Here is a 22,173-nt window from a genome sequence, read left to right on the forward strand (position 1 = left end):
AGGGTAGATTAAGCAGCGGATGAAACTACAGAATTCTTTTCGCGACTATACGGCTGAGTCCGCGCTGTTTGTGCGCCGGGCGCTGGTCGCCTTTTTGGGGATTTTGCTGCTTACCGGCGTGCTGATCGCTAACCTTTATAATCTGCAAATTGTCCGCTTTACCGATTACCAGACGCGTTCAAACGAAAACCGCATTAAGCTGGTGCCTATCGCGCCCAGCCGCGGCATTATCTACGACCGTAACGGCACCCCGCTGGCGTTAAACCGCACCATCTATCAAGTCGAGATGATGCCGGAGAAGGTTGATAACGTGCAGAATACGCTGGAGGCGCTAAGAAGCGTTGTCGATCTTAACGATGATGATATCGCGGCCTTCAAAAAGGAGCGCGCCCGCTCGCACCGTTTCACCTCCATTCCGGTGAAAACCAATCTGACGGAAGTCCAGGTCGCCCGTTTTGCGGTGAACCAGTACCGCTTCCCCGGAGTGGAAGTGAAGGGTTACAAGCGTCGCTACTATCCTTACGGCTCCGCGCTGACGCATGTGATTGGCTACGTTTCCAAGATTAACGATAAAGACGTCGAGCGTCTTGATAAAGACGGCAAGCTGGCGAACTACGCCGCGACGCATGATATCGGCAAGCTGGGGATTGAACGCTACTACGAAGATGTCCTGCACGGGCAGACCGGCTATGAAGAAGTTGAGGTTAACAACCGTGGCCGCGTCATCCGCCAGCTTAAAGAAGTACCGCCTCAGGCGGGGCACGACGTCTATCTGACGCTAGATCTCAAACTGCAACAGTATATTGAAACCCTGCTGGCTGGCAGCCGTGCGGCCGTGGTGGTCACAGACCCGCGCACCGGCGGCATTCTGGCCATGGTTTCTATGCCAAGCTATGACCCGAACCTCTTTGTTGACGGCATATCCAGTAAAGACTACTCCGGCCTGCTGAATGACCCTAACACCCCGCTGGTGAACCGCGCTACGCAAGGCGTTTACCCGCCGGCATCAACGGTTAAACCTTACGTGGCAGTCTCAGCGCTGAGTGCGGGCGTTATCAACCGCAATACCAGCCTGTTTGACCCGGGCTGGTGGCAGCTCCCCGGCTCTGAAAAACGCTATCGCGACTGGAAAAAATGGGGTCACGGCCATCTGAACGTCACTAAATCGCTGGAAGAATCTGCGGATACTTTCTTCTATCAGGTGGCGTATGACATGGGCATTGACCGCCTGTCTGAGTGGATGAGCAAATTCGGCTACGGACACTACACCGGCGTGGATCTGGCAGAGGAACGGTCCGGCAACATGCCCACCCGCGAGTGGAAGCTGAAGCGCTTTAAGAAGCCGTGGTATCAGGGTGATACCATACCGGTGGGTATCGGCCAGGGCTACTGGACGGCTACACCGCTTCAGATGAACAAAGCGATGATGATCCTCATCAACGACGGCGTGGTTAAGGTCCCGCACCTGCTGCAAAGTACCGTTGAAGACGGCAAAAAAGTGCCGTGGGTGCAGCCCCATGAAGCGCCGGTGGGTGACATCCATTCCGGCTTCTGGGAAATAGCGAAAGACGGTATGTACGGTGTGGCAAACCGTCCAAACGGAACCGCGCACAAGTATTTCGCGGGTACGCCATATAAAGTAGCCGCGAAATCCGGTACGGCACAGGTCTTTGGCCTGAAAGCCAATGAAACCTATAACGCACACCGCATTGCCGAACGTCTGCGTGACCATAAGCTGATGACGGCGTTTGCCCCTTATGATAACCCGCAAGTAGCGGTGGCGATGATTCTGGAGAACGGCGGCGCTGGCCCGGCGGTAGGGACCATCATGCGCCAGATCCTGGACCACATTATGCTGGGTGATAACAACACCGAACTGCCGGCTGAAAACCCGGCCGCCGCTGCGGCGGAGGACCAATAATCATGACGGATAATCCAAATAAAAAATCGCTGTGGGATAAAATTCACATCGACCCAGCCATGCTGCTGATCCTGCTGGCCCTGCTGGTTTACAGCGCCCTGGTTATCTGGAGCGCCAGCGGCCAGGACATCGGCATGATGGAACGCAAGATCGGCCAGATCGCGATGGGTCTGGTCATCATGGTAGTGATGGCGCAGATCCCGCCGCGCGTCTATGAAGGCTGGGCACCCTATCTCTACATCTTCTGCATTATTTTGCTGGTGGCGGTAGATGCGTTCGGTGCCATCTCAAAAGGGGCACAGCGCTGGCTGGATCTGGGCATTGTCCGATTCCAGCCCTCGGAGATTGCCAAAATCGCGGTCCCGCTGATGGTAGCGCGCTTTATCAACCGTGACGTCTGTCCGCCGTCACTGAAAAATACCGCTATCGCCCTGGTGCTGATATTCCTGCCGACGCTGCTGGTTGCGGCGCAGCCTGACCTCGGTACCTCAATCCTTATCGCCCTCTCCGGCCTGTTTGTCCTGTTCCTGTCGGGCTTAAGCTGGCGCCTGATTGGTATCGCGGTGGTGCTGGTGGCCGCGTTTATCCCTATCCTGTGGTTCTTCCTGATGCATGACTACCAGCGCCAGCGCGTCATGATGCTTCTCGATCCGGAAACCGATCCGCTCGGTGCGGGCTATCATATTATTCAGTCCAAGATTGCGATTGGCTCCGGTGGCCTGCGCGGTAAAGGCTGGCTGCACGGTACCCAGTCACAGCTGGAGTTTTTACCGGAACGCCACACCGACTTTATCTTTGCGGTACTGGCGGAAGAGCTGGGACTGGTTGGCATCCTGATCCTGCTGGCGCTTTACGTGCTGCTCATCATGCGAGGATTGTGGATTGCGGCACGCGCGCAAACCACCTTTGGCCGCGTCATGGCAGGTGGATTGATGCTGATTTTATTCGTTTATGTCTTCGTAAATATTGGTATGGTGAGTGGTATTCTGCCGGTCGTAGGCGTACCGCTGCCGCTGGTGAGTTACGGGGGCTCGGCACTGATCGTGTTGATGGCCGGGTTTGGTATCGTGATGTCGATCCACACCCACAGAAAAATGTTGTCAAAAAGCGTATAAAAATAAGGGGATCGGAATGCGTAAGCAGTGGCTGGGGATCTGCATTGCGGCAAGTTTACTTGCGGCCTGCACAAGTGATGATGGTCAGCAACAGGCAACCGTCGCGCCGCCGCAGCCTGCGGTGTGTAATGGCCCAATCGTTGAAATCAGCGGTGCCGATCCCGTTTATGAACCGCTGAATGCCAGCGCGAATCAGGATTACGAACGCGACGGCAAAAGCTACAAAATCGTGCAGGATCCGTCCCGCTTTAGCCAGGCTGGCTTTGCCGCCATTTATGATGCTGAGCCGGGCAGTAACCTGACGGCATCGGGTGAAACATTTGATCCAATGCAGCTGACTGCGGCGCACCCGACGCTACCGATCCCAAGCTACGCCCGTATCACCAACCTGGCGAACGGCCGAATGATCGTCGTGCGTATTAACGACCGCGGCCCGTACGGTAACGACCGGGTAATTTCCCTGTCGCGCGCGTCAGCCGATCGCCTGAACACCTCGAACAACACCAAAGTTCGCATTGACCCGATTGTCGTGGCGCAGGATGGTTCGCTCTCCGGGCCGGGAACCGCGTGTACCACGGTGGCGAAACAGACCTATGCCCTCCCTGACCGCCCAAATCTGGACGGCGGCATGGGAAGCGTCTCCTCGCCAGCAGAGCCTTCTCAGCCGGCGGGAGAAATACGCCCGATCAGCAATGACACCCTGCAAAGCGATGATTCCACTGGCGCACCGGTAAAAAGCAGCGGCTTCCTTGGCGCACCAACGAACTTAGCCTCGGGCGTGCTGGAGGGCAGTGAGCCGACTCCCGCGCCGGTTGCCGCCCCCGTCGTGCAGCAGCCTGCCCCCGTAACGGCTCCGGTCACGACCCAGAGCGCAGCCGTTGCCGCTCCCGCAGCAGCCAGCGGCGGCTTTGTCGTTCAGGTGGGGGCTGTGAGCGATCGGGCCCGTGCCCAGCAGTATCAGCAGCGTCTCAGCCAGCAGTTTGGCGTACCAGGACGCGTCGAGCAAAACGGCGCGGTCTGGCGTATTCAGATGGGGCCGTTCTCCAGCAAGTCGCAGGCGGCGTCCCTGCAGCAGCGTTTGCAGAGTGAGGCACAGCTGCAGTCCTTTATCGCTGTTACGAAGTAATTAATCGGCGGTATCCGAAATGTCAGTTTGTGTAAAACACATTCACAAACTCATGCTTAAAGTCGGATGCCTGCCTGAATAGCATTTGCTATAGTAAGGCACTTTTTTTAATTCCATCACGGATGTCGTAGTTCTGACCATGAAGACCACTTTTTCTGCTCGTTTTGTGCAGCGCATGGCGCTGACCACGGCCCTTTGCGCGGCTGCACTCTCTGCAGCTCATGCTGATGACCTGAATATCAAGACCATGATCCCTGGCGTTCCGCAAATCGACGCGGAATCCTACATCCTGATCGATTACAACTCTGGCAAAGTGCTGGCAGAACAGAATGCCGATGCCCGCCGTGACCCGGCCAGCCTGACCAAAATGATGACCAGCTATGTTATCGGTCAGGCAATGAAAGCCGGTAAGTTCAAAGAGACGGATCTGGTCACCATCGGTAACGATGCGTGGGCTACCGGGAACCCGGTTTTCAAAGGTTCCTCGCTGATGTTCCTGAAACCAGGAATGCAGGTTCCGGTTTCTCAGTTAATTCGTGGTATTAACCTGCAGTCCGGCAACGATGCCTGTGTGGCCATGGCCGATTTCGCCGCCGGTAGCCAGGATGCTTTCGTCGGTCTGATGAACAGCTACGTTACCGCGCTGGGCCTGAAGAACAGCCATTTCCAGACCGTACACGGTCTCGATGCAGACGGTCAGTACAGCTCCGCGCGTGATATGGCGCTGATTGGTCAGGCGCTGATCCGTGATGTGCCGAACGAGTACTCTATTTACAAAGAGAAAGAGTTCACCTTCAACGGTATTCGTCAAACCAACCGTAACGGCCTGCTGTGGGATAACAGCCTGAACGTTGATGGCATCAAAACCGGCCACACCGACAAAGCCGGCTACAACCTGGTGGCTTCTGCCACTGAAGGCCAGATGCGTCTGATCTCAGCCGTGATGGGGGGTCGCACCTTCAAAGGTCGCGAAACCGAAAGCAAGAAGCTGCTGACCTGGGGCTTCCGCTTCTTCGAAACCGTGAACCCACTGAAGGCCGGCAAAGAGTTTGCTTCTGAACCCGTCTGGTTCGGCGATAACGACCGTGCTTCCCTGGGCGTGGATAAAGACCTGTATCTGACCATTCCACGCGGTCGTATGAAGGATCTGAAAGCAAGCTATGTGCTCAACACCACCGAACTGCATGCCCCGCTGCAGAAAAACCAGGTGGTGGGTACCATCAATTTCCAGCTGGACGGTAAAACAATCGACCAGCGCCCACTCGTGGTATTGGAAGAAATTCCTGAAGGCAATTTCTTCGGCAAAATCATTGATTACATTAAATTGATGTTCCATCACTGGTTTGGCTAAAAATCGAACACTTGAAAGTGTGATTTTGATCCCCATATACTAAGTATCCTGATAACTCCCACCTGACGTGGGAGTTATTCTTTTTGACGTTACGCCGGAGCTGACATGAAAACCAAACTTAACGAACTGCTTGAATTCCCTACCCCATTTACCTACAAAGTAATGGGTCTGGCGAAACCTGAGCTGGTTGATCAGGTGGTTGAAGTGGTACAGCGCCATGCGCCGGGTGACTACTCTCCGTCAGTAAAACCAAGCAGCAAGGGCAACTACCACTCGGTTTCTATTACCATCACTGCTACACATATCGAGCAGGTTGAGACGCTGTACGAAGAGCTCGGCAATATCGAAATTGTTCGTATGGTGCTGTAGTCCCTTTGCGGTTACCCGGTTTACCGGGTAACCCCTCTCCCCCGCTGTGATATACTCCCCCCTCATCTTTTGTTCCTCGTCTTCGGAGACGCGTTTTGTATCAGGATAAAATTCTGGTCCGTCATCTCGGGCTGCAACCTTATGAGCCTGTCTCCCAGGCTATGCACGAGTTCACCGATTCACGCGATGACGCTACCCCTGATGAGATTTGGCTGGTCGAACATCTGCCGGTATTTACGCAGGGCCAGGCGGGAAAAGCGGAACACTTATTAATGACGGGCGATATCCCGGTGATCCAGAGCGATCGTGGCGGACAGGTGACTTACCACGGCCCGGGTCAGCAGGTCATGTACGTCCTGCTTAATCTGAAGCGCAGAAAGCTTGGCGTGCGTGAGCTGGTCACTTTGCTGGAGCAAACCGTCGTCAACACGCTGGCGGAATATGGTATTGACGCGCATCCGCGTGCCGATGCGCCGGGCGTCTACGTTGGCGAAATGAAGATCTGCTCTCTGGGGCTACGTATTCGTAAAGGCTGTTCCTTCCACGGCCTGGCATTGAATATTAATATGGATCTTACGCCTTTCCAGCGCATAAACCCCTGCGGCTACGCCGGCATGGAAATGACGCAAATGCGCCAGTGGGTCGACACCGCTACGCCGGGGAATATACGCCCCGTGCTTCTGAAGAACATGTTAGCACTACTTAACAATCCCCCACACGAATATATCCCTGCTTAATATATCTTCCAGGCGGCCCGATAATTTGACGGGCCACTGTTTATTTACCGCTTTTACGCTTTACAATAAACCGCAGATTCTATATTTTCGAAGCGCCCGAATATTGCCGTTACATATTATTTAGCCTCCGGACAGCACGGCATACACAGGCTAAGTAACTTGAGTGATAATCACACAACTGTTTGTTTTTGATAAACAAGTGGAACAAAACCAACACTTTACGAATCTCTACAAGCATAATAAATAAATTCAACTATCATTCATGTTGTGAATGTATACGGAGTGAAAGCGTGGAGTATAATAATTTACCAGCCAAACGCCTGAATGACCCTGGTGGCGAAGACAAGCCGCAAATTTTTCGGACTTTACGTAATATTGACCTCAATTTACTGACTATTTTTGAGGCAGTATATGTCCATAAGGGGATCGTTAACGCTGCGAAAATTCTTAATCTCACGCCGTCTGCAATAAGCCAGTCAATTCAAAAGTTACGGGCTATATTTCCCGATCCCTTATTTATCCGTAAGGGTCAGGGCGTCACGCCGACGGCCTATGCAACACATCTCCACGAATACATTAGCCAGGGGCTGGAGTCGATTCTGGGTGCGTTGGATTTAACCGGAAGCTATGACAAACAGAGAACCATTACCATCGGCTGTTCTCCTTCTGTCGGCGTGCTGGTGATGCCTGCGATCTTCCAGGCTGTAAAAGAGCATGCGCCACAGCTTCTGCTTCGCAATGTGCCTCTCAACGAACCTGACGTTCAGCTTGCTCAGTTCCAGACGGATCTGGTTATTGAAAGCGGCAGCTTTAGTGCCCGGGCGCTGGGGCAAAATGTGCTTTACGCGGATAACCTGGTGCTGGTTTGCCGCAAGCAGCACCCCGCTCTCAGCGAGCCGTTAACCATTGAGAACCTGCGCAACTACGACCACTCGTCTTTCATGACCGAAGGACAGTCAAACCATGCCCTGCGTCAGCGTATTGATGAAATTTTCCCGGAACGTCAGATCAGCTTCAGCAGTTACAATATGTTCACCACCGCATCCCTGATCGGCAGCAGCGATATGCTGTGCATCATGCCTTCACGCCTGTATAACCTGCTGCGGAAATGCTGGCCGCTGGAGAGCATCCCGCTCAGCCAGCTCAATGCAGAATCTATCGAGATTTCACTGCATTACAACAAACTCAGCTTGCGCGATCCGGTGCTGGAAAACGTCATCCGCATTATCCGTCAGGCCTTCTGACAAAGCGTGCCAGTACACGTTCCTGCCGCTTGCAGGGCAAAACGCACAAAACAACAACTATTTTACAAATTGGCGACCTGACAGGCTGCTTTAAAGCCCCTTTCAATGATATACTGCCTGTCGTTCGTTCAAAAATAGTTGATAAATACAACATTCCCTTGAATTGAAACGCTTTCCTTCGATATTCGCAACTGGAACACGCACGCTATGAGTAAACCCATTGTGATGGAACGCGGTGTTAAATACCGCGATGCCGATAAAATGGCCCTTATCCCGGTTAAAAACGTGGCTACAGAGCGCGAGGCGCTGTTAAGAAAACCGGAATGGATGAAAATCAAACTTCCGGCCGACTCTTCGCGTATCCAGGGGATCAAAGCGGCGATGCGTAAGAACGGCCTTCACTCAGTTTGTGAAGAAGCCTCTTGCCCGAACCTTGCTGAATGTTTCAATCACGGCACCGCGACGTTTATGATTCTGGGTGCCATCTGTACCCGCCGCTGCCCATTCTGCGACGTAGCTCATGGCCGCCCGGTGGCCCCCGATGCCAACGAACCGCAAAAACTGGCGCAAACCATCGCCGACATGGCGCTGCGTTATGTGGTTATCACGTCCGTTGACCGTGACGATCTGCGTGATGGGGGTGCTCAGCACTTCGCCGACTGCATTACTGCCATTCGCGAAAAAAGCCCAAATATCAAAATCGAGACGCTGGTTCCCGACTTCCGCGGCCGTATGGATCGCGCGCTGGACATCCTGACCGCAACGCCGCCAGATGTGTTTAACCACAACCTGGAGAACGTTCCGCGTCTTTATCGTCAGGTGCGTCCAGGCGCAGACTATAACTGGTCTCTGAAGCTGCTGGAGCGCTTTAAAGAAGCGCATCCGCATATTCCAACCAAGTCAGGTCTGATGGTCGGCCTTGGCGAAACCAATGACGAAATCATCGACGTTATGCGCGATCTGCGCCGCCACGGTGTGACCATGTTGACGCTCGGTCAGTATCTGCAGCCAAGCCGTCACCACCTGCCGGTTCAGCGCTACGTCAGCCCGGATGAGTTTGACGAGATGAAAGCCGAAGCGCTGGCGATGGGCTTTACCCACGCAGCGTGCGGTCCGTTTGTTCGTTCTTCTTACCACGCGGACATGCAGGCGAAGGGTGAAGAAGTCAAATAACACCGTAATATTCATTTACAGTAATGCAAAAAAACCGGCCTCATGAGCCGGTTTTTTTTCGCAAGCCCTCAGGCACTGCCGTTACTCTTTGTGGGAAAGCTTCTCTGCCGGGATGTCCTCAGCGCTTTTCTTCGCGGCTGCGTCATCGTCGTTCATCGCTTTCTTGAAGCCTTTGATGGCAGCCCCCAGGTCACCACCCAGCGTGCGTAACTTCTTGGTACCAAACAGCAGGACGACCAGTGCGGCAACCACCAGCAGTTTGGTAATACTAATCTCACCCATAGATACCTTCTTTACATAAAACAGGCTGCATTCAGCGCCAAAACCCGATTGTATTAACGGTCATTTGGCGCGTGCACACAATAGCAATCTGTAACAAGGTGAATCAAGCATTGTTGAAAAAAACATCACAATAATTGCGGTGGCGCAAAGCGTCGGTTGCGAAGAACAGGTAATTGCTGACGCGCAAGCGCAATTCTTTCTAAAATTATCTCCGCCATCAGCAGAACGGGCGCTTCCGCTGCGGCGGCAATCGTGACGCCCAGCGGATCAACCACCCTGCTCTGTCCAATGTTTTTATTGCCGCACTCTCCGGAGGCAACGACATAGCAGGTCGTGTCCAGCGCACGTGCCGCAAGCAGCGTTGCCCAGTGCTGCTCTTTTAGCGGCCCCTTAACCCATGCGGCAGGCAATACCAGCACGTCCGCCCCTTGCAACGCCAGATGCAGGGCCAGCTCCGGGAAACGCAGGTCATAACAGGTCATCAACCCCACCTTAAACCCGTCGATATCAATGAGCGGTGGGACAACATCTCCCGGATCAACGCGTCGCGATTCCTGAATGCTGAACGCATCATAGAGATGAAGCTTGGCATAGCGCGCAACAATTGCACCGTCACGGATAACCACGAGCGTATTTACTGCGCGACCCGGCGTTGAGGGAACGTGCACGGTTAAGATGGTGGTCATCTTACTGCCCACGCTCTGGGCAAGCAGCTGCTGTAAAAATTCGCCGTCAAGGGATTGCGCGGACTTCACGGACAAATCAGGGTCATTATCATCCCTTGCCAATAGCGCCTCAGGAAGTACCAGCAGCGACGCCCCTTTCCGTCGGGCCTGCATCATCAGGTTAACGCACTGCACTGCGTTAACCCGCCAGTCAGGCGTGACTGCAAACTGCCCTACCGCAACATACATATTTGTCCCCTCATCATAAACAGCGTTAAACTCGCTACTCTTACACATCAAATAGCAGGTATTTAGCGTGTTACAACTCCTTTTAGCTGTTTTTATTGGTGGAGGCACAGGGAGCGTTGCGAGGTGGTTCCTGAGTATGCGTTTTAATCCGCTGCATCAGGCGATTCCAATGGGGACGCTGGCCGCCAACCTGATTGGTGCTTTTATCATTGGTATGGGCCTGGCCTGGTTTAACCGGATGACGCACATCGATCCCATGTGGAAAGTCTTGATTACCACCGGCTTCTGCGGCGGTTTGACCACCTTTTCAACCTTTTCTGCGGAAACGGTTTTTCTCTTTCAGGAAGGTCGTATCGGCTGGGCGCTGGTGAATATCGCCATCAACATGATCGGATCCTTCGCGATGACCGGGATCGCATTTTGGTTATTTTCCTCTGTCAGCACGCATTAACTGCCGGAGCGTTAATGTTGGCTTAATTTTTCTCTGTCACTCTGGAGGCAATACTGAACGAGGGTGACAGAATGAAACAGAGTCTGATGAGCGCAGGCATGGTGTTGTTGAGCGTACTGATCGTGGCCAGCTTCCTGAAAATGTACCTGCTTGGCTGATTCATAACGAAAAAAACCCGCTCAATGAGCGGGTTTTGAAATTCTTGCTGACGCGTCTGAATTACAGAGCGATTACGTTAGCAGCAGAAGGGCCTTTGGCACCGTTAGTGATTTCGAACTCTACACGCTGACCTTCAGCCAGAGTTTTGAAACCATTAGACTGGATTGCAGAGAAGTGTACGAACACGTCTTTGCTGCCATCTTCAGGAGTAATGAAACCGAATCCTTTGGACTCATTAAACCACTTAACGTTACCTTTAATCTTAGACATCAAAATTACCTTTACATTAAAAAACGACACAAATGCTGTGTCGGTTACCAGTACATCAATTGTGGGACCTTTTGTCCAGCGGATCTTTGACAAAAAGTGACTAAAGTCGCGTTAATTTTCACTGGCAGATTTTTATCGCTTATGAATCAACGACTGCGCGTTTTTTCACCACCATGTAACGTTATGTCAGTTAAAACTGAAAACGCATCCAGGCGAAGTAAACGTTACCGTTGTTGTATGTCCCCGGAATGTAGGTCATCTGGAACGTTGCAGGGCCATAGCCAACAGAGGCCAGAGGCAGCAACACAGGGATCGGAATATACTTCCAGTTGTCGCGCGCGGTCACCCCGGCGGTATAGCCCAGACCAACGTGGAAGTTCTCATCCGCTAACGGACGCCAGGTTTTTTCCCAGCCGTAGCCACCAATCGGTTCCCACTTGTTAAAGGAGTCTTTGAAGGCCATCAGATAGATGCCATGCCAGTTTCCTTTTTCATCCCAGCGCGACTGCCCAAAACCCGCGCCCCAGGGACGCTCGTTGTATTTATCCGTTTTCTCTTTGTCGTAAGCAAAGCGCGCGTGCCACGTTATTGCCGGAACATAGAGATCATAATGTTCAGGTGCTGACCAGGTCTGCGATACATTATCCGTAAAAGTAGAGAACCAGCCTTTATCCGTCGCGTTGTCCTCTGCCTGTACAACAGAAGAAAACGTTAACTGACCAATAATAAACAATAAAATAGAGAAAAAAGTATTACGTACACTCACAATGCAATTACCATTCTTGATATTCGAGGCAAAGTTTACCATAAAATAATTGAACCAAGCCTTAACAGCATCAGCGCTACTCTTAAATATCAGGCCCCTTTTCGGGAATATTCTTAAAGCGGAGTTCTGCACACGCTGAATAAACCCATACTATGTATGCCTACTGCCCGTTAACCGTCTCCAGGATTAACGGGCCAGATCACACAAAATCTTAACATTTTGTTATCATTAGATAGACATGTTACGCTATCTTTGACGGTCAAGATCCTTATGACATAAATGCCTGAGCCACGGCAAAAACGCTGTTATGCTGTTCGTTAGTCGTCTGTTTATTGATTTTAATCAGCAAGGACAGGCCATTAATTCGGCACATTTTCATCCTTCTTTTTATATTAATTTTTTATATCTCAGGGCATAAAGATACAGGGGAAATCATGCTTACGTTTATCGAGCTCCTAATTGGGGTCGTCGTCATTGTGGGTGTAGCGCGTTACATCATCAAAGGATACTCAGCCACAGGCGTTTTATTTGTTGGTGGGTTAACGCTGCTGATTATCAGCGCAGTAATGGGTCATCAGATTTTACCTGCCAGCGCAGCCAGCACGGGTTACACCGCCACAGATATTGTTGAATATATTAAAATACTGCTCATGAGCCGCGGTGGCGATCTGGGTATGATGATCATGATGCTGTGCGGTTTTGCAGCCTATATGACCCATATCGGCGCGAACGACATGGTTGTGAAGCTTGCCTCGAAACCCCTGCAGTACATTAACTCGCCGTATCTGCTGATGGTTGCCGCCTATTTCCTCGCCTGCCTGATGTCGCTGGCCGTTTCATCGGCAACCGGGCTTGGCGTACTGTTAATGGCCACGCTGTTCCCGGTGATGGTGAACGTGGGCATCAGCCGCGGGGCGGCGGCGGCAATTTGCGCTTCCCCGGCGGCCATTATTCTCTCCCCTACGTCAGGTGACGTGGTGCTGGCGGCGAAAGCAGCCGAAATGTCGCTTATCGACTTCGCCTTTAAGACCACGCTGCCAATCTCGATTGTCGCCATTGTGGGAATGGGTATCGCGCATTTCTTCTGGCAGCGCTATCTCGATAAGAAAGAGAACATTAGCCATGAAATGATGGATGTAAGCGAAATCACCACCACCGCGCCTGCGTTCTATGCCATTCTGCCGTTCACGCCGATTATCGGCGTGCTCATTTTTGACGGAAAATGGGGCCCACAGCTGCACATTATTACTATTCTGGTTATCTGCATGCTGCTGGCTGCTGTGCTGGAGTTCATACGCGGTTTCAACACGCAAAAAGTCTTCTCCGGCCTTGAGGTGGCATATCGCGGTATGGCGGATGCCTTCGCGGGCGTGGTGATGCTGTTGGTTGCGGCGGGCGTCTTTGCCCAGGGCCTGAGCACGATTGGCTTTATCCAGAGCCTGATCTCCATCGCCACCTCGTTTGGCTCAGCCAGTATTATCCTGATGCTGGTCCTGGTGGTACTGACCATGCTGGCAGCAATGACCACGGGTTCGGGTAACGCGCCATTTTACGCCTTCGTTGAGATGATCCCTAAGCTGGCTCACTCGTCCGGTATCAATCCGGCTTATCTTTCCATTCCCATGCTCCAGGCCTCAAACCTGGGTCGTACCATCTCGCCTGTCTCAGGCGTGGTGGTTGCGGTTGCCGGGATGGCAAAAATCTCGCCGTTTGAAGTGGTGAAACGCACGTCAGTACCGGTGCTGGTTGGCCTGGTCATCGTCATTATTGCTACCGAAGTGCTGGTTCCCGGCGCCGCCTAAGTTAAATTCCTGATTGCCAAAAAGCGCCTGCGGGCGCTTTTTGTGCTTTAATAACCCACAAAAATGAATTGCGCACAACCAATCAGGAAATCACATGTTCAGGAAGGATATCGTTATCCCGTCTGGCGCAGCAGCGCTTGCACTCAGTCTCTTCTCAGCACAGGCCGAACCCCTCAAGGCCACGCAGTACGGCGATTTCGATCGCTATGTGCTGGCTTTGTCCTGGCAAACGGGGTTTTGTCAAAGCATGGTTGAGCGTAACCGCAATGAACCGGATGAATGTCGTCTGCAAAAAGAGCGCGATAATAAAACCGATTTTCTGACCGTTCACGGATTATGGCCAGGCCTGCCAAAATCGATAGCTGCACGCGGCGTGGATGAACGTCGTTGGATGCGATTTGGCTGCGCCACGCGTCCCATCCCGAACATGCCGGAAGTGAAGGCCAGCCGCAAGTGTGCTGCCGCCGAAACAGGGTTGTCGCTCTCCGGCGCGGCTAAGCTGAACGAGGTCATGCCGGGCGCGGGTGGAAACTCCTGTCTTGAACGGTACGAATATGCCAAACATGGCGTCTGCTTTGGTTTTGATCCCGACGCCTATTTCGGCACCATGGTGAGAATGAATCAGGAAATGAAAAACAGCGCCGTCGGTCATTTCCTTGCGGAAAATTACGGTAAAACCGTCAGCCGGAGTGATTTTGACAGCGCTGTTGCCAAAACCTGGGGCAAGGAAAATATCAAAGCCTTCAAGCTGACCTGCAACGGTAATCCTGCGTATCTGACCGAGATGCAGATTTCGCTGAAAGCAGACACCATTAACGCCCCGCTTTCTGCGGCATCCTTTGCCCCGCAGCCGCATCCAGGCAACTGCGGAAAACAATTTGTCATTGATAAAGCCGGTTACTGATCCACCGTCGGGCGCACCATGTCGAACCGGTGTTCGTCACTGATACCATAGTAAGCCGTCGGCCCACCCGCTCGCAGGATGGGCTGCGCTTTCGCCGTCTGGTATATCCCCTCTTCCAGCAGCGTTTCGGCAATATGGATCCCGACCACTTCTCCCAGCACCAGCCAGGTATCCACCGGCGTACCGTCGGCGCCGGTAAGCTGAATGCACTGAGACAGGCGGCACTCAAAATTGACCGGGCTTTCCGCCACGCGGGGAGCGCTCACCAGCTGGCTTGCGGCAGGCGTTAATCCCGAAAAGGTAAATTCATCCCGGTCGTGAGGAAGCGTGGCGGAGGTTAGATTCATCGCTTCAGCGAGATCCCGCGTCGCCAGGTTCCAGACAAACTCCTTTGTTTCAGCAATATTACGCACGCTGTCTTTCCAGCCGTTGCTGGAAAAGCCGATGATCGGTGGGCGATAGTTAAAGCAGTTAAAGAAGCTATACGGCGCGAGGTTCTGCTGCCCGGCCTTATCGCATGAGGAGATCCAGCCGATCGGACGTGGACCAATAATGGCGTTCAGCGGATCGTGCGGCAGGCCGTGACCCTGAGACGGTTGGTAGAAGTACATAGTTCTCTCTCGTTGGCGGGCAACGCCCTGATTCAGGACACACAGCGTAACGCAATCCGTCAGGAATGAAGACTGAATAAATTTCAGCAAAAATTCATATGGCCCATGAATGTGACTTTCATCACTTCAAACTTGCCCGTTCAGCCAGTATCATCGGGAGAGTAAAACCCTCGCTGCCAGACGGCGAGGGTTTTCTTTTGGATTGGTTTCTGCGTTAGACGCAGCATTAACGACATGGAGTAAAAAATGTCCAGACCTACAATTATCATCAACGAGCTCGACGCAGAACGTATCGACAGACTGCTGGAAAAAGCAGAATTCGCCTCACTTCCGGTGGCCGACGCCCTGAATGAGGAGCTCGACCGCGCGCAGATGTGCACGCCAGAGTCCATGCCGCATGACGTGGTCACCATGAACAGCCAGGTGAAATTCCGCAACCTCACCACCGGTGAAGAGCTGACCCGCACGCTGGTTTACCCGGCTCAGATGACCGACAGCAGCGCGCAGCTTTCGGTTCTTGCTCCAGTGGGAGCCGCGCTGCTGGGGCTGCGCACGGGCGATACTATCCACTGGGAATTGCCGGGCGGTGCCTCCACCCATCTGGAAGTGCTGGAGCTGCTCTACCAGCCAGAAGCTGCGGGCGATTACCTGCGTTAATGTCATTCTGAACAAACGCGACCCGCGTTGCACAGAGGATGCGCCTGCATCCTCTTTCCGAACATCTTCACCCGATTGTGCTACAACCCGGGACAGTATCCTGAACGCCACTGGCGAGTGACCTCACACGACGCCGCCCGGGAACGCATTCACCAGGCCCTTCACTTTTTGCTCGGCGGCCTCAGGCGTTTCTGCGCCGGGCACCAGAATCACCTTCCGGCACTCCTCCTCCCGTTTTTCAAAAATCTTATAGGCACGCTCCGCATCCGCCAGGGGGAGATAATGGGTCACAATCTCTTCCGGCGTCAGCAGCCCTTTTTCGATCAGCGGTAACAGCTCTCCCAGCCAGGCGTGGACGTGCGTCTGGCCCATCTTAAACGTCAGCCCCTTATCGAAGGCATCCCCAAACAGGAAGCCATGAATAAACCCGGCATACACGCCGGGTACGCTGACTACCCCGCCGCGCCGGACGGCAGCGATACACTGGCGCAGCGCTTTGCCGCTGCTGCCCTCGATTTTAAGGTTGCTGAGGATCGTCTCCGTTGTGCTGCCTTTGGCTTCGAACCCGACGGCATCAATGACGGCATCGACGCCCCGCTGCCCGGCGGTTTGCTCAATGATCTTTTCCGCCGCGTCGTTATCATCATCGAAGTTGATGGGGATGGCGCCGTAACGCGCCTCGGCAAACCGCAGCCTGTAGGGGTGATGGTCGATAACAAAGATCTGCTCAGCCCCTAGCAGCCGCGCGCAGGCTATAGTCAATAACCCCACCGGACCGGCACCAAAAACGGCGACGCTGGAGCCTTTTTCAACTTGCGCATTTTTTGCCGCCTGCCAGGCGGTGGGTAAAATATCAGACAGGAAGAGGGCCTTATCATCGGAGAGCAGCTGCGGCACCTTAAACGGTCCGACGTTGCCTTTCGGCACACGCACATATTCCGCCTGTCCTCCCGGCACGCCGCCGTAGAGATGGCTATAGCCAAACAGCGCTGCCGGCGCGGGAATTTGCTTTTTGTTCAGCGCGGCGCCCTGCCCGGCATTGGTATTCTCACAGGCCGCGTACTGCTGCAGACGGCAAAAGAAGCAGTCACCACAGGCGATGACAAAGGGGATCACCACGCGATCGCCTTTTTGCAGATCCTTCACCTCCCGACCGCACTCGACGATCTCGCCCATAAATTCATGTCCAAAAATGTCGCCGTGCTGCACCTTTGGGATCTTTCCGCGATAGAGATGCAGGTCGGAGCCGCAAATCGCCGTGGCCGTGACGCGCAGGATGATATCGTCGGGCTGTTCAATGATGGGATCGGGGACATTCTCGACGCGAACATGGTGCGGACCGTGATACGTGAGTGCTTTCATGCAACCTCCGAAAGGTTTCAGGTAAGTTTATAAAGGGTAGCTACCTCTGAATGTCTGCCGGGAAATACGCGCCTTTTGAGATTTATCCTGGCGAGAGAGGAAAAGTGCCGAAGCGCTTACAGAAACCATTCATATTTTGTGGTTGAATGTATCCAGCGTTTATAAACAAGGAGAAACGGTTATGTATAAGACAATCATTATGCCGGTTGATGTTTTCGAAATGGAACTGAGCGACAAGGCTGTGCGCCACGCGGAATTTCTCGCGCAGCAGGACGGAATTATTCATCTTTTACATGTCTTACCGGGCTCTGCCAGCCTGAGTCTGCACCGCTTTGCCGCCGACGTGCGTCGCTTTGAGGAGCATTTACAGCACGAAGCCGAGACGCGCCTGCAGACCATGGTCGGGCATTTCAGCATCGACCCTTCCCGCATCAAAACCCACGTCCGGTTCGATAGCGTGCGCGATGCCGTCAATGAGCTGGCCGCGGAGCTGGATGCAGACGTGGTGGTGATCGGTTCACGTAATCCTTCCATTACCACTCACCTGCTGGGGTCGAACGCCTCCAGCGTGATCCGCCATACCCACATTCCGGTGATGGTGGTCCGGTAAATACCAACAAAAAACCCCGCTTTCGCGGGGTTTTGTTTATCAGTACAGGTGACCAATATTGACGATGGTGCTGACGGTATCGCCGAAGAAGGTCAGACGGCTGAGCACCACGCTCACCAGCAGGAGCGCAAACACCGCTTTCTGCATCGGCTGGCGCTTCATCGACAACACGCCTCCCACGACGCAGCACAGCAGGCTGCCCAGATAGAGCGGCGAGCTTAGCCAGGCGTGAGCGGTCATCTTCATGATAGTGCCACCGCTGAGCCACATCACCGGCGCGGCAATCAGCAGCGCCATCAGGGCGATAATCCCCTGGCGCAGCGCGGCGTTTGATGCTTTCAGCCCAAGCAGCGGCGTTGCGGCACAGCCCATCACCCAGACCGTCGCAAAGAACAGCATCATGGTGATGCCGTTGGCAATAGCCTGCATCGCCGGTGCCGCGTAGGTCATCCCCTGCACCACCACCAGCAGGATCCCGAACAGGGACGCCAGCAGCGCCGCGCCTTTGTTCCCCTTACTCAGGAAGGCCAGCCCAATCATGGCGCCGTAGAGGGTCGCGCCCAGAATTTCACGGCTCAGCCAGGCATGCTTCAGGTTAATGAGCGCATTGTAAGCGTGTTCCGGGTGCGCCAGATGCAGCACCGCGGCGACGGAGGCCACGCCCAGAATCAGCCCGGTAATCAGCCAGTGCATGCGGTTGCCAATGACTTCGCCACGCAGCGTGCGCCAGGTCAGGAGCAGCGTCATCCCGACGGACATCTGGCTCAGCACGGTAAAGATAACGAGCGGTAATTCATACTTTTCCATTATTTATCCCCCGGCTGTTTTGGCTGACGGGCCAGAATGAAGCGCGTACCCGGATTAAGCTGAGGCATCTTCGGGAAGCCAGGCGGATACTGCACAGCATTGTTCGGCAGCGGATCGGCATCCAGATCGATAATCGTCAGCGCACCGACCGGGCACGCGTTAACGCAGGCCGGGGCCATTCCGATATCCAGACGTTCATAGCACATGCTGCACTTCTCAGCCTTTTGCGTCTCCTCATTAAAGCGCGGGGCGCCGTACGGGCAGTTACGGATGCAGTTTTTACAGCCGATGCAGCGTTCAGGGTTATGCACCACCACGCCGTCATCACGTTTGGTGTAGGCTTCCACCGGACACGCCGCCAGACAGGCCGGGTTTTCACAGTGGTTACAGGCCAGCGAGAAAAACGCACGTTCCTCATGCGGATAAATTTCTTTATCCAGCGGATAGACATAGCGCCAGAAACGATCCGGCTCAAGCTGGTTAAAACTCTTGCAGGCCATGGCGCATCCGCGGCAGCCAATACATTTATCACTGTTTACTAAAAATGCGCGTCTCATGCGTCTGCTCCTTCATTCGCGATAAGGGCAATGTCGACAAACTGGCTGTGGATCGCCGCGCCAGGTGCACCGGTTGCCATTTTGCCCATATCGGCTGGCGTATCTTTCACGACGTTCTGCACGTTGTACTTAAGCTTGTTAAACCAGGACTCATACATCACCAGGAAATCTTCCGGCACGTTGGTGGTGATCTTCGCCCGCAGCTCCACTTCGCCCACGTCGTTAAACACGCGGACTTTTGCCAGCTCGCGAATGCCCTTCTTCTGCGCAGCGGCAGGATGGATATAGACAAACGGCTCCGGCCAGAAGACCTGCATCCAGTCGAGGTTGACGAACTGAGAGTGGAGGCCGTACTGCAAGTGCGGGGTGAAGAGATGGAACGGCAGCTTGCCCTCTGCGGCCGGCATATACTCCGGCAGCGCTTTATGGCCGTTCTTTTCACATAGCTCAGAGAGGAACTCATACTTGCCCGATGGCGTTTTAAACTTGCGGTCGTGCCAGGCTGCAGAGCTGACCATTTTGGCTTTCACCGGCCCATCCAGCAGATCGTCCCAGGAGTGGATGCCGAACTGTTTCGCCATGCCCTCATTAAACTCAAGGTCGAGCCATTTTTTCTGGTCAATGTCCTGCGGGAAGGTACAGGAGCCCGGCTCCATTTTGTTGATGGTACGCGAGAGCAGCACGGCAATATCCAGATCGCTCTTGCATTCGTACATCGGCTTAATGGCCGGTTCATTCACCGACAGCCAGTAATGCCAGTAAGACGACGACAGGTTCCAGTGCTCAAAGGTCGTGGTCACCGGCAGCACGATATCGGCATGCTGCACCGTCTCGTTGAAGAACTGATCGACGCAGACCACCATCTCCAGCTTGCTGAAGGCTTTTTCCATTTTGTTGCGGTCAAAGTCCTGGGCAAACGGGTTCTTACACGCCACCCAGAGCATACGAATGGGCGGATCGTTGGCATCAAGAATGCTCTGCGCGGTCTGGTTCAGGTTCAGCGCGCGGTCGGAGTAGTGGCTCTTTTCGCCGCTGTCGCTGACGAACTCGCCTACCGGGCCGCTTTCGCCCACCATGCCAACAGACCCGACCGGTGGCTTCTGCGTCATCGCATGGTAGTTGTAGCCCCAGGTCTGCAGATGGCCGTAGCGGGCACCGCCGCCTTCCACACCGATGTTGCCGGTCATGGCAACGAAGGCGTCAATGGCGCGCACGTTCGCCCCGCCGTTGACGTGGCGCTGCATCCCGTAGCCGATCCAGACGGTGGCAGGTTTTACCGCGGTGAACTCTTCCGCCAGCTGGCGAATTACGTCTGCCGACAGGCCACAGATTTCAGACGCCCACTCAACGGTGATATTGCTTCGCAGATACTGCTCGAACTCCGGGAAACCGTGCGCGAAGTTATTCACAAACTCCTGGTCGACGCGGCCTATATCCAGCAGATGGCGCGCCATCCCCAGCGCCAGCGCACCGTCTGAGCCTGGGCGCACGCGCAAATACAGATCGGCTTTCGCGGCGGTTTGCGAGAACAGCGGATCAATGACCACCACTTTCGCCCCTTTCTCACGCGCCTGATAGATGTACTTCATGGTGTGCATGGAGCACCACGCCGGGTTTGCGCCCCAGATAATGATGTATTTTGCTTTAACCAGATCTTCCGGGTCGTTACACCACATGTCGCCCATGTCGTAGTGCTGAGCATCGATCCCTGCCGGCCAGCATGGCGTACCGGCAAACCGCGTGGTGTAACCGAGAGAAGACATCATTCCTTCCACGGCATAGCTCATCACGCCCAGGTTGCCGGAGTATTTCGACAGCGCCAGGCCGAGCATAGAGCCGTCTTTCTTTTTAATCTCCAGCATTTTGCTGGCAATGCGCTGCATGGCTTCATCCCAGGAGATGCGACGCCATTTACCGCTGCCGCGACCATCCTGAATCATCGGGTATTTAATACGATCCGGGGAGTAGACCCGGCGCGGGTAGGTCAGCCCTTTCACACACGGCGCGCCGTGCGTAAACGTGGACTCGCTCGCCCCGTCGACAAAGGTGATAACGTCATCTTTGACCCAGGTTTTTAAGCTGCAGGTGTCGTAGCAGTTACGCGGGCAAGCGTTACGGAAAATTTTGTAGGTTTTCGGGTTAAACGGAATGGGAGGCTGTGCCATGGCACATCGGGATGATAATAATCCGCCGGGTAATGCGGCGACGGTACCCAGCGCAATCAGTCCTTTTAAAAAGGAGCGTCGGTTTAGCTGCCCTTTATCAATACTCATAATATTACTCTCGTTTTTAATTCATCAAACCAATTAGTCAGTTGCGACGCGAGACATTTCATTGCGGAAGTTTGTGCACAATCATTTATTTTTGTGATAAACGCAGGGAGCCATAATTCGAGATGGCCGCGTACAAAGCGAGTAAGTGCATCGTGATATTGCGGGGAATGTCTGGCATGCACGGAGAGCATCACCGCCAGCTCCATTTCATAGCTGATATGATCGTCGGGAACGCTATTCTCCTCCGTCACGAACAGCCCAATGCTTTGCAGGAATTCGCGCACTCTAAGCGTAGTGGCCCCCATCAGCAGCGGCTCCTCATCCAGATATACCGAGGCATAAGGCGGTGCCAGCAGCATCGCAGGGCCGACAAACAGAGCGTTGAAGTCATACTCAACCTCTAACGCCTCATCCTGCTGCCAGGCTCGACTCTCCGGAAATAAAAGGTGTAACGAGGCGCATCGCGATGTTGTATCCGCCGCGTTAAAAAAATCGCGAAACGTTAGCCCCTTTATTTCAAAAGAGGTTAACGCCTCATATATTGAAGAGGTGAATATATCTTTATCATTCATGTTAAATATAAATATTTATCGACGGGAAAACGACGAGATATTATCAGCAGACTTATTAATTTCTTTGATCGAAGCAGGTAATTAACGCATGAAGTAGTCAATAACGAGGATAATTGAGGGTAAAAAAAACCTAAAAAAAA

Annotated in this window: 23 protein-coding genes; 13 read left to right on the forward strand and 10 right to left on the reverse strand. The window is 53.7% G+C overall.

Annotated elements, in window-relative coordinates; genetic code table 11:
• Positions 1 to 19 precede the first annotated feature (19 nt).
• The 8 genes from mrdA to lipA all read left to right on the forward strand — a co-directional run bounded on the left by mrdA (position 20) and on the right by lipA (position 9,036).
• Positions 20 to 1,921 (forward strand): peptidoglycan DD-transpeptidase MrdA, encoded by a 1,902-nt coding sequence (gene mrdA / locus URZ40_RS10115; protein WP_163330468.1) that lies wholly within the window; start codon positions 20 to 22, stop codon positions 1,919 to 1,921.
• Positions 1,922 to 1,923: 2 nt separating this feature from the next.
• Complete coding sequence (mrdB, locus tag URZ40_RS10120) at positions 1,924 to 3,036, forward strand: peptidoglycan glycosyltransferase MrdB (protein WP_042715186.1); 1,113 nt, start codon at positions 1,924 to 1,926, stop codon at positions 3,034 to 3,036.
• A 16-nt stretch (positions 3,037 to 3,052) separates the two neighbouring features.
• Complete coding sequence (gene rlpA / locus URZ40_RS10125) at positions 3,053 to 4,162, forward strand: endolytic peptidoglycan transglycosylase RlpA (RefSeq protein ID WP_316380496.1); 1,110 nt, start codon at positions 3,053 to 3,055, stop codon at positions 4,160 to 4,162.
• Positions 4,163 to 4,301: 139 nt separating this feature from the next.
• A complete protein-coding gene (dacA, locus tag URZ40_RS10130) occupies positions 4,302 to 5,513 on the forward strand; it encodes a D-alanyl-D-alanine carboxypeptidase DacA (protein WP_116341193.1) in 1,212 nt (403 codons plus the stop codon).
• 105 nt (positions 5,514 to 5,618) lie between these two features.
• Positions 5,619 to 5,882, forward strand: a complete 264-nt coding sequence (gene ybeD, locus URZ40_RS10135; RefSeq protein WP_003858718.1) for a DUF493 family protein YbeD — start codon at positions 5,619 to 5,621, stop codon at positions 5,880 to 5,882.
• Between the two features lie 95 nt (positions 5,883 to 5,977).
• Positions 5,978 to 6,619 carry a lipoyl(octanoyl) transferase LipB gene (gene lipB, locus URZ40_RS10140; protein WP_316380497.1) on the forward strand — a complete coding sequence of 214 codons (642 nt, stop codon included), beginning with the start codon at positions 5,978 to 5,980 and terminating at the stop codon, positions 6,617 to 6,619.
• Between the two features lie 290 nt (positions 6,620 to 6,909).
• Positions 6,910 to 7,863, forward strand: a complete 954-nt coding sequence (locus tag URZ40_RS10145) for a YbeF family transcriptional regulator (protein WP_116341195.1) — start codon at positions 6,910 to 6,912, stop codon at positions 7,861 to 7,863.
• 207 nt (positions 7,864 to 8,070) lie between these two features.
• The gene (lipA, locus tag URZ40_RS10150; protein ID WP_028012333.1) at positions 8,071 to 9,036 is read left to right on the forward strand and encodes a lipoyl synthase; all 966 of its coding nucleotides are present in this window, start codon (positions 8,071 to 8,073) and stop codon (positions 9,034 to 9,036) included.
• 81 nt (positions 9,037 to 9,117) lie between these two features.
• Here the strand turns inward: lipA and tatE are convergent, their stop codons facing one another.
• Positions 9,118 to 9,318, reverse strand: a complete 201-nt coding sequence (tatE, locus tag URZ40_RS10155) for a twin-arginine translocase subunit TatE (RefSeq protein WP_014882988.1) — start codon at positions 9,316 to 9,318, stop codon at positions 9,118 to 9,120.
• 125 nt (positions 9,319 to 9,443) lie between these two features.
• Positions 9,444 to 10,232, reverse strand: coding sequence for a deaminated glutathione amidase (locus URZ40_RS10160; RefSeq protein WP_320720490.1), 789 nt, complete (start codon positions 10,230 to 10,232; stop codon positions 9,444 to 9,446).
• Between the two features lie 67 nt (positions 10,233 to 10,299).
• On the opposite strand from URZ40_RS10160, the gene crcB reads away from it, so the two are divergent.
• Positions 10,300 to 10,683, forward strand: coding sequence for a fluoride efflux transporter CrcB (gene crcB / locus URZ40_RS10165; protein ID WP_163330472.1), 384 nt, complete (start codon positions 10,300 to 10,302; stop codon positions 10,681 to 10,683).
• Between the two features lie 219 nt (positions 10,684 to 10,902).
• On the opposite strand, the gene cspE is transcribed toward crcB, so the two are convergent.
• Positions 10,903 to 11,112 carry a transcription antiterminator/RNA stability regulator CspE gene (cspE, locus tag URZ40_RS10170; RefSeq protein ID WP_002439184.1) on the reverse strand — a complete coding sequence of 70 codons (210 nt, stop codon included), beginning with the start codon at positions 11,110 to 11,112 and terminating at the stop codon, positions 10,903 to 10,905.
• Positions 11,113 to 11,302: 190 nt separating this feature from the next.
• A complete protein-coding gene (pagP, locus tag URZ40_RS10175; protein ID WP_407065511.1) occupies positions 11,303 to 11,920 on the reverse strand; it encodes a lipid IV(A) palmitoyltransferase PagP in 618 nt (205 codons plus the stop codon).
• Positions 11,921 to 12,312: 392 nt separating this feature from the next.
• On the opposite strand from pagP, the gene dcuC reads away from it, so the two are divergent.
• The gene (gene dcuC, locus URZ40_RS10180) at positions 12,313 to 13,680 is read left to right on the forward strand and encodes an anaerobic C4-dicarboxylate transporter DcuC (RefSeq protein WP_320720492.1); all 1,368 of its coding nucleotides are present in this window, start codon (positions 12,313 to 12,315) and stop codon (positions 13,678 to 13,680) included.
• A 94-nt stretch (positions 13,681 to 13,774) separates the two neighbouring features.
• Complete coding sequence (gene rna / locus URZ40_RS10185) at positions 13,775 to 14,584, forward strand: ribonuclease I (protein ID WP_232935942.1); 810 nt, start codon at positions 13,775 to 13,777, stop codon at positions 14,582 to 14,584.
• On the opposite strand, the gene URZ40_RS10190 is transcribed toward rna, so the two are convergent.
• Entirely contained in the window at positions 14,578 to 15,195 is a 618-nt protein-coding gene (locus URZ40_RS10190; RefSeq protein ID WP_320720493.1) for a flavin reductase family protein, read from the reverse strand. The two genes, rna and URZ40_RS10190, sit on opposite strands and share 7 nt — an antisense overlap.
• A gap of 246 nt (positions 15,196 to 15,441) precedes the next feature.
• Between URZ40_RS10190 and rnk the strand changes: the two genes are divergently transcribed.
• Positions 15,442 to 15,852, forward strand: coding sequence for a nucleoside diphosphate kinase regulator (gene rnk, locus URZ40_RS10195; protein WP_061098890.1), 411 nt, complete (start codon positions 15,442 to 15,444; stop codon positions 15,850 to 15,852).
• 123 nt (positions 15,853 to 15,975) lie between these two features.
• Here rnk and URZ40_RS10200 read toward each other — a convergent pair whose 3' ends face one another.
• Positions 15,976 to 17,214, reverse strand: coding sequence for a zinc-dependent alcohol dehydrogenase (locus URZ40_RS10200; RefSeq protein WP_320720494.1), 1,239 nt, complete (start codon positions 17,212 to 17,214; stop codon positions 15,976 to 15,978).
• Between the two features lie 181 nt (positions 17,215 to 17,395).
• Here URZ40_RS10200 and uspG point away from each other — a divergent pair, with 181 nt between their 5' ends.
• Positions 17,396 to 17,824 carry a universal stress protein UspG gene (gene uspG, locus URZ40_RS10205; protein WP_320720495.1) on the forward strand — a complete coding sequence of 143 codons (429 nt, stop codon included), beginning with the start codon at positions 17,396 to 17,398 and terminating at the stop codon, positions 17,822 to 17,824.
• 39 nt (positions 17,825 to 17,863) lie between these two features.
• Here uspG and URZ40_RS10210 read toward each other — a convergent pair whose 3' ends face one another.
• From URZ40_RS10210 to URZ40_RS10225, 4 genes are read right to left on the reverse strand one after another with little or no spacing between them, the layout of a single operon-like run.
• Positions 17,864 to 18,631 carry a DmsC/YnfH family molybdoenzyme membrane anchor subunit gene (locus URZ40_RS10210; RefSeq protein ID WP_320720496.1) on the reverse strand — a complete coding sequence of 256 codons (768 nt, stop codon included), beginning with the start codon at positions 18,629 to 18,631 and terminating at the stop codon, positions 17,864 to 17,866.
• The gene (locus URZ40_RS10215; RefSeq protein ID WP_080327917.1) at positions 18,631 to 19,188 is read right to left on the reverse strand and encodes a 4Fe-4S dicluster domain-containing protein; all 558 of its coding nucleotides are present in this window, start codon (positions 19,186 to 19,188) and stop codon (positions 18,631 to 18,633) included. Before URZ40_RS10215 ends, URZ40_RS10210 begins: the two co-directional genes overlap by 1 nt.
• Positions 19,185 to 21,461: a molybdopterin-dependent oxidoreductase gene (locus tag URZ40_RS10220; protein WP_320720497.1), complete on the reverse strand. Its 2,277-nt coding sequence runs from the start codon at positions 21,459 to 21,461 to the stop codon at positions 19,185 to 19,187. Before URZ40_RS10220 ends, URZ40_RS10215 begins: the two co-directional genes overlap by 4 nt.
• Positions 21,458 to 22,033 carry a molecular chaperone TorD family protein gene (locus URZ40_RS10225; RefSeq protein ID WP_320720498.1) on the reverse strand — a complete coding sequence of 192 codons (576 nt, stop codon included), beginning with the start codon at positions 22,031 to 22,033 and terminating at the stop codon, positions 21,458 to 21,460. The genes URZ40_RS10220 and URZ40_RS10225 overlap by 4 nt, the downstream gene beginning before the upstream one ends.
• Between the last annotated feature and the right edge of the window lie 140 nt (positions 22,034 to 22,173).

The organism is Enterobacter sp. 296B2, assembly GCF_034106185.1.
Taxonomy (GTDB): domain Bacteria; phylum Pseudomonadota; class Gammaproteobacteria; order Enterobacterales; family Enterobacteriaceae; genus Enterobacter; species Enterobacter cloacae_N.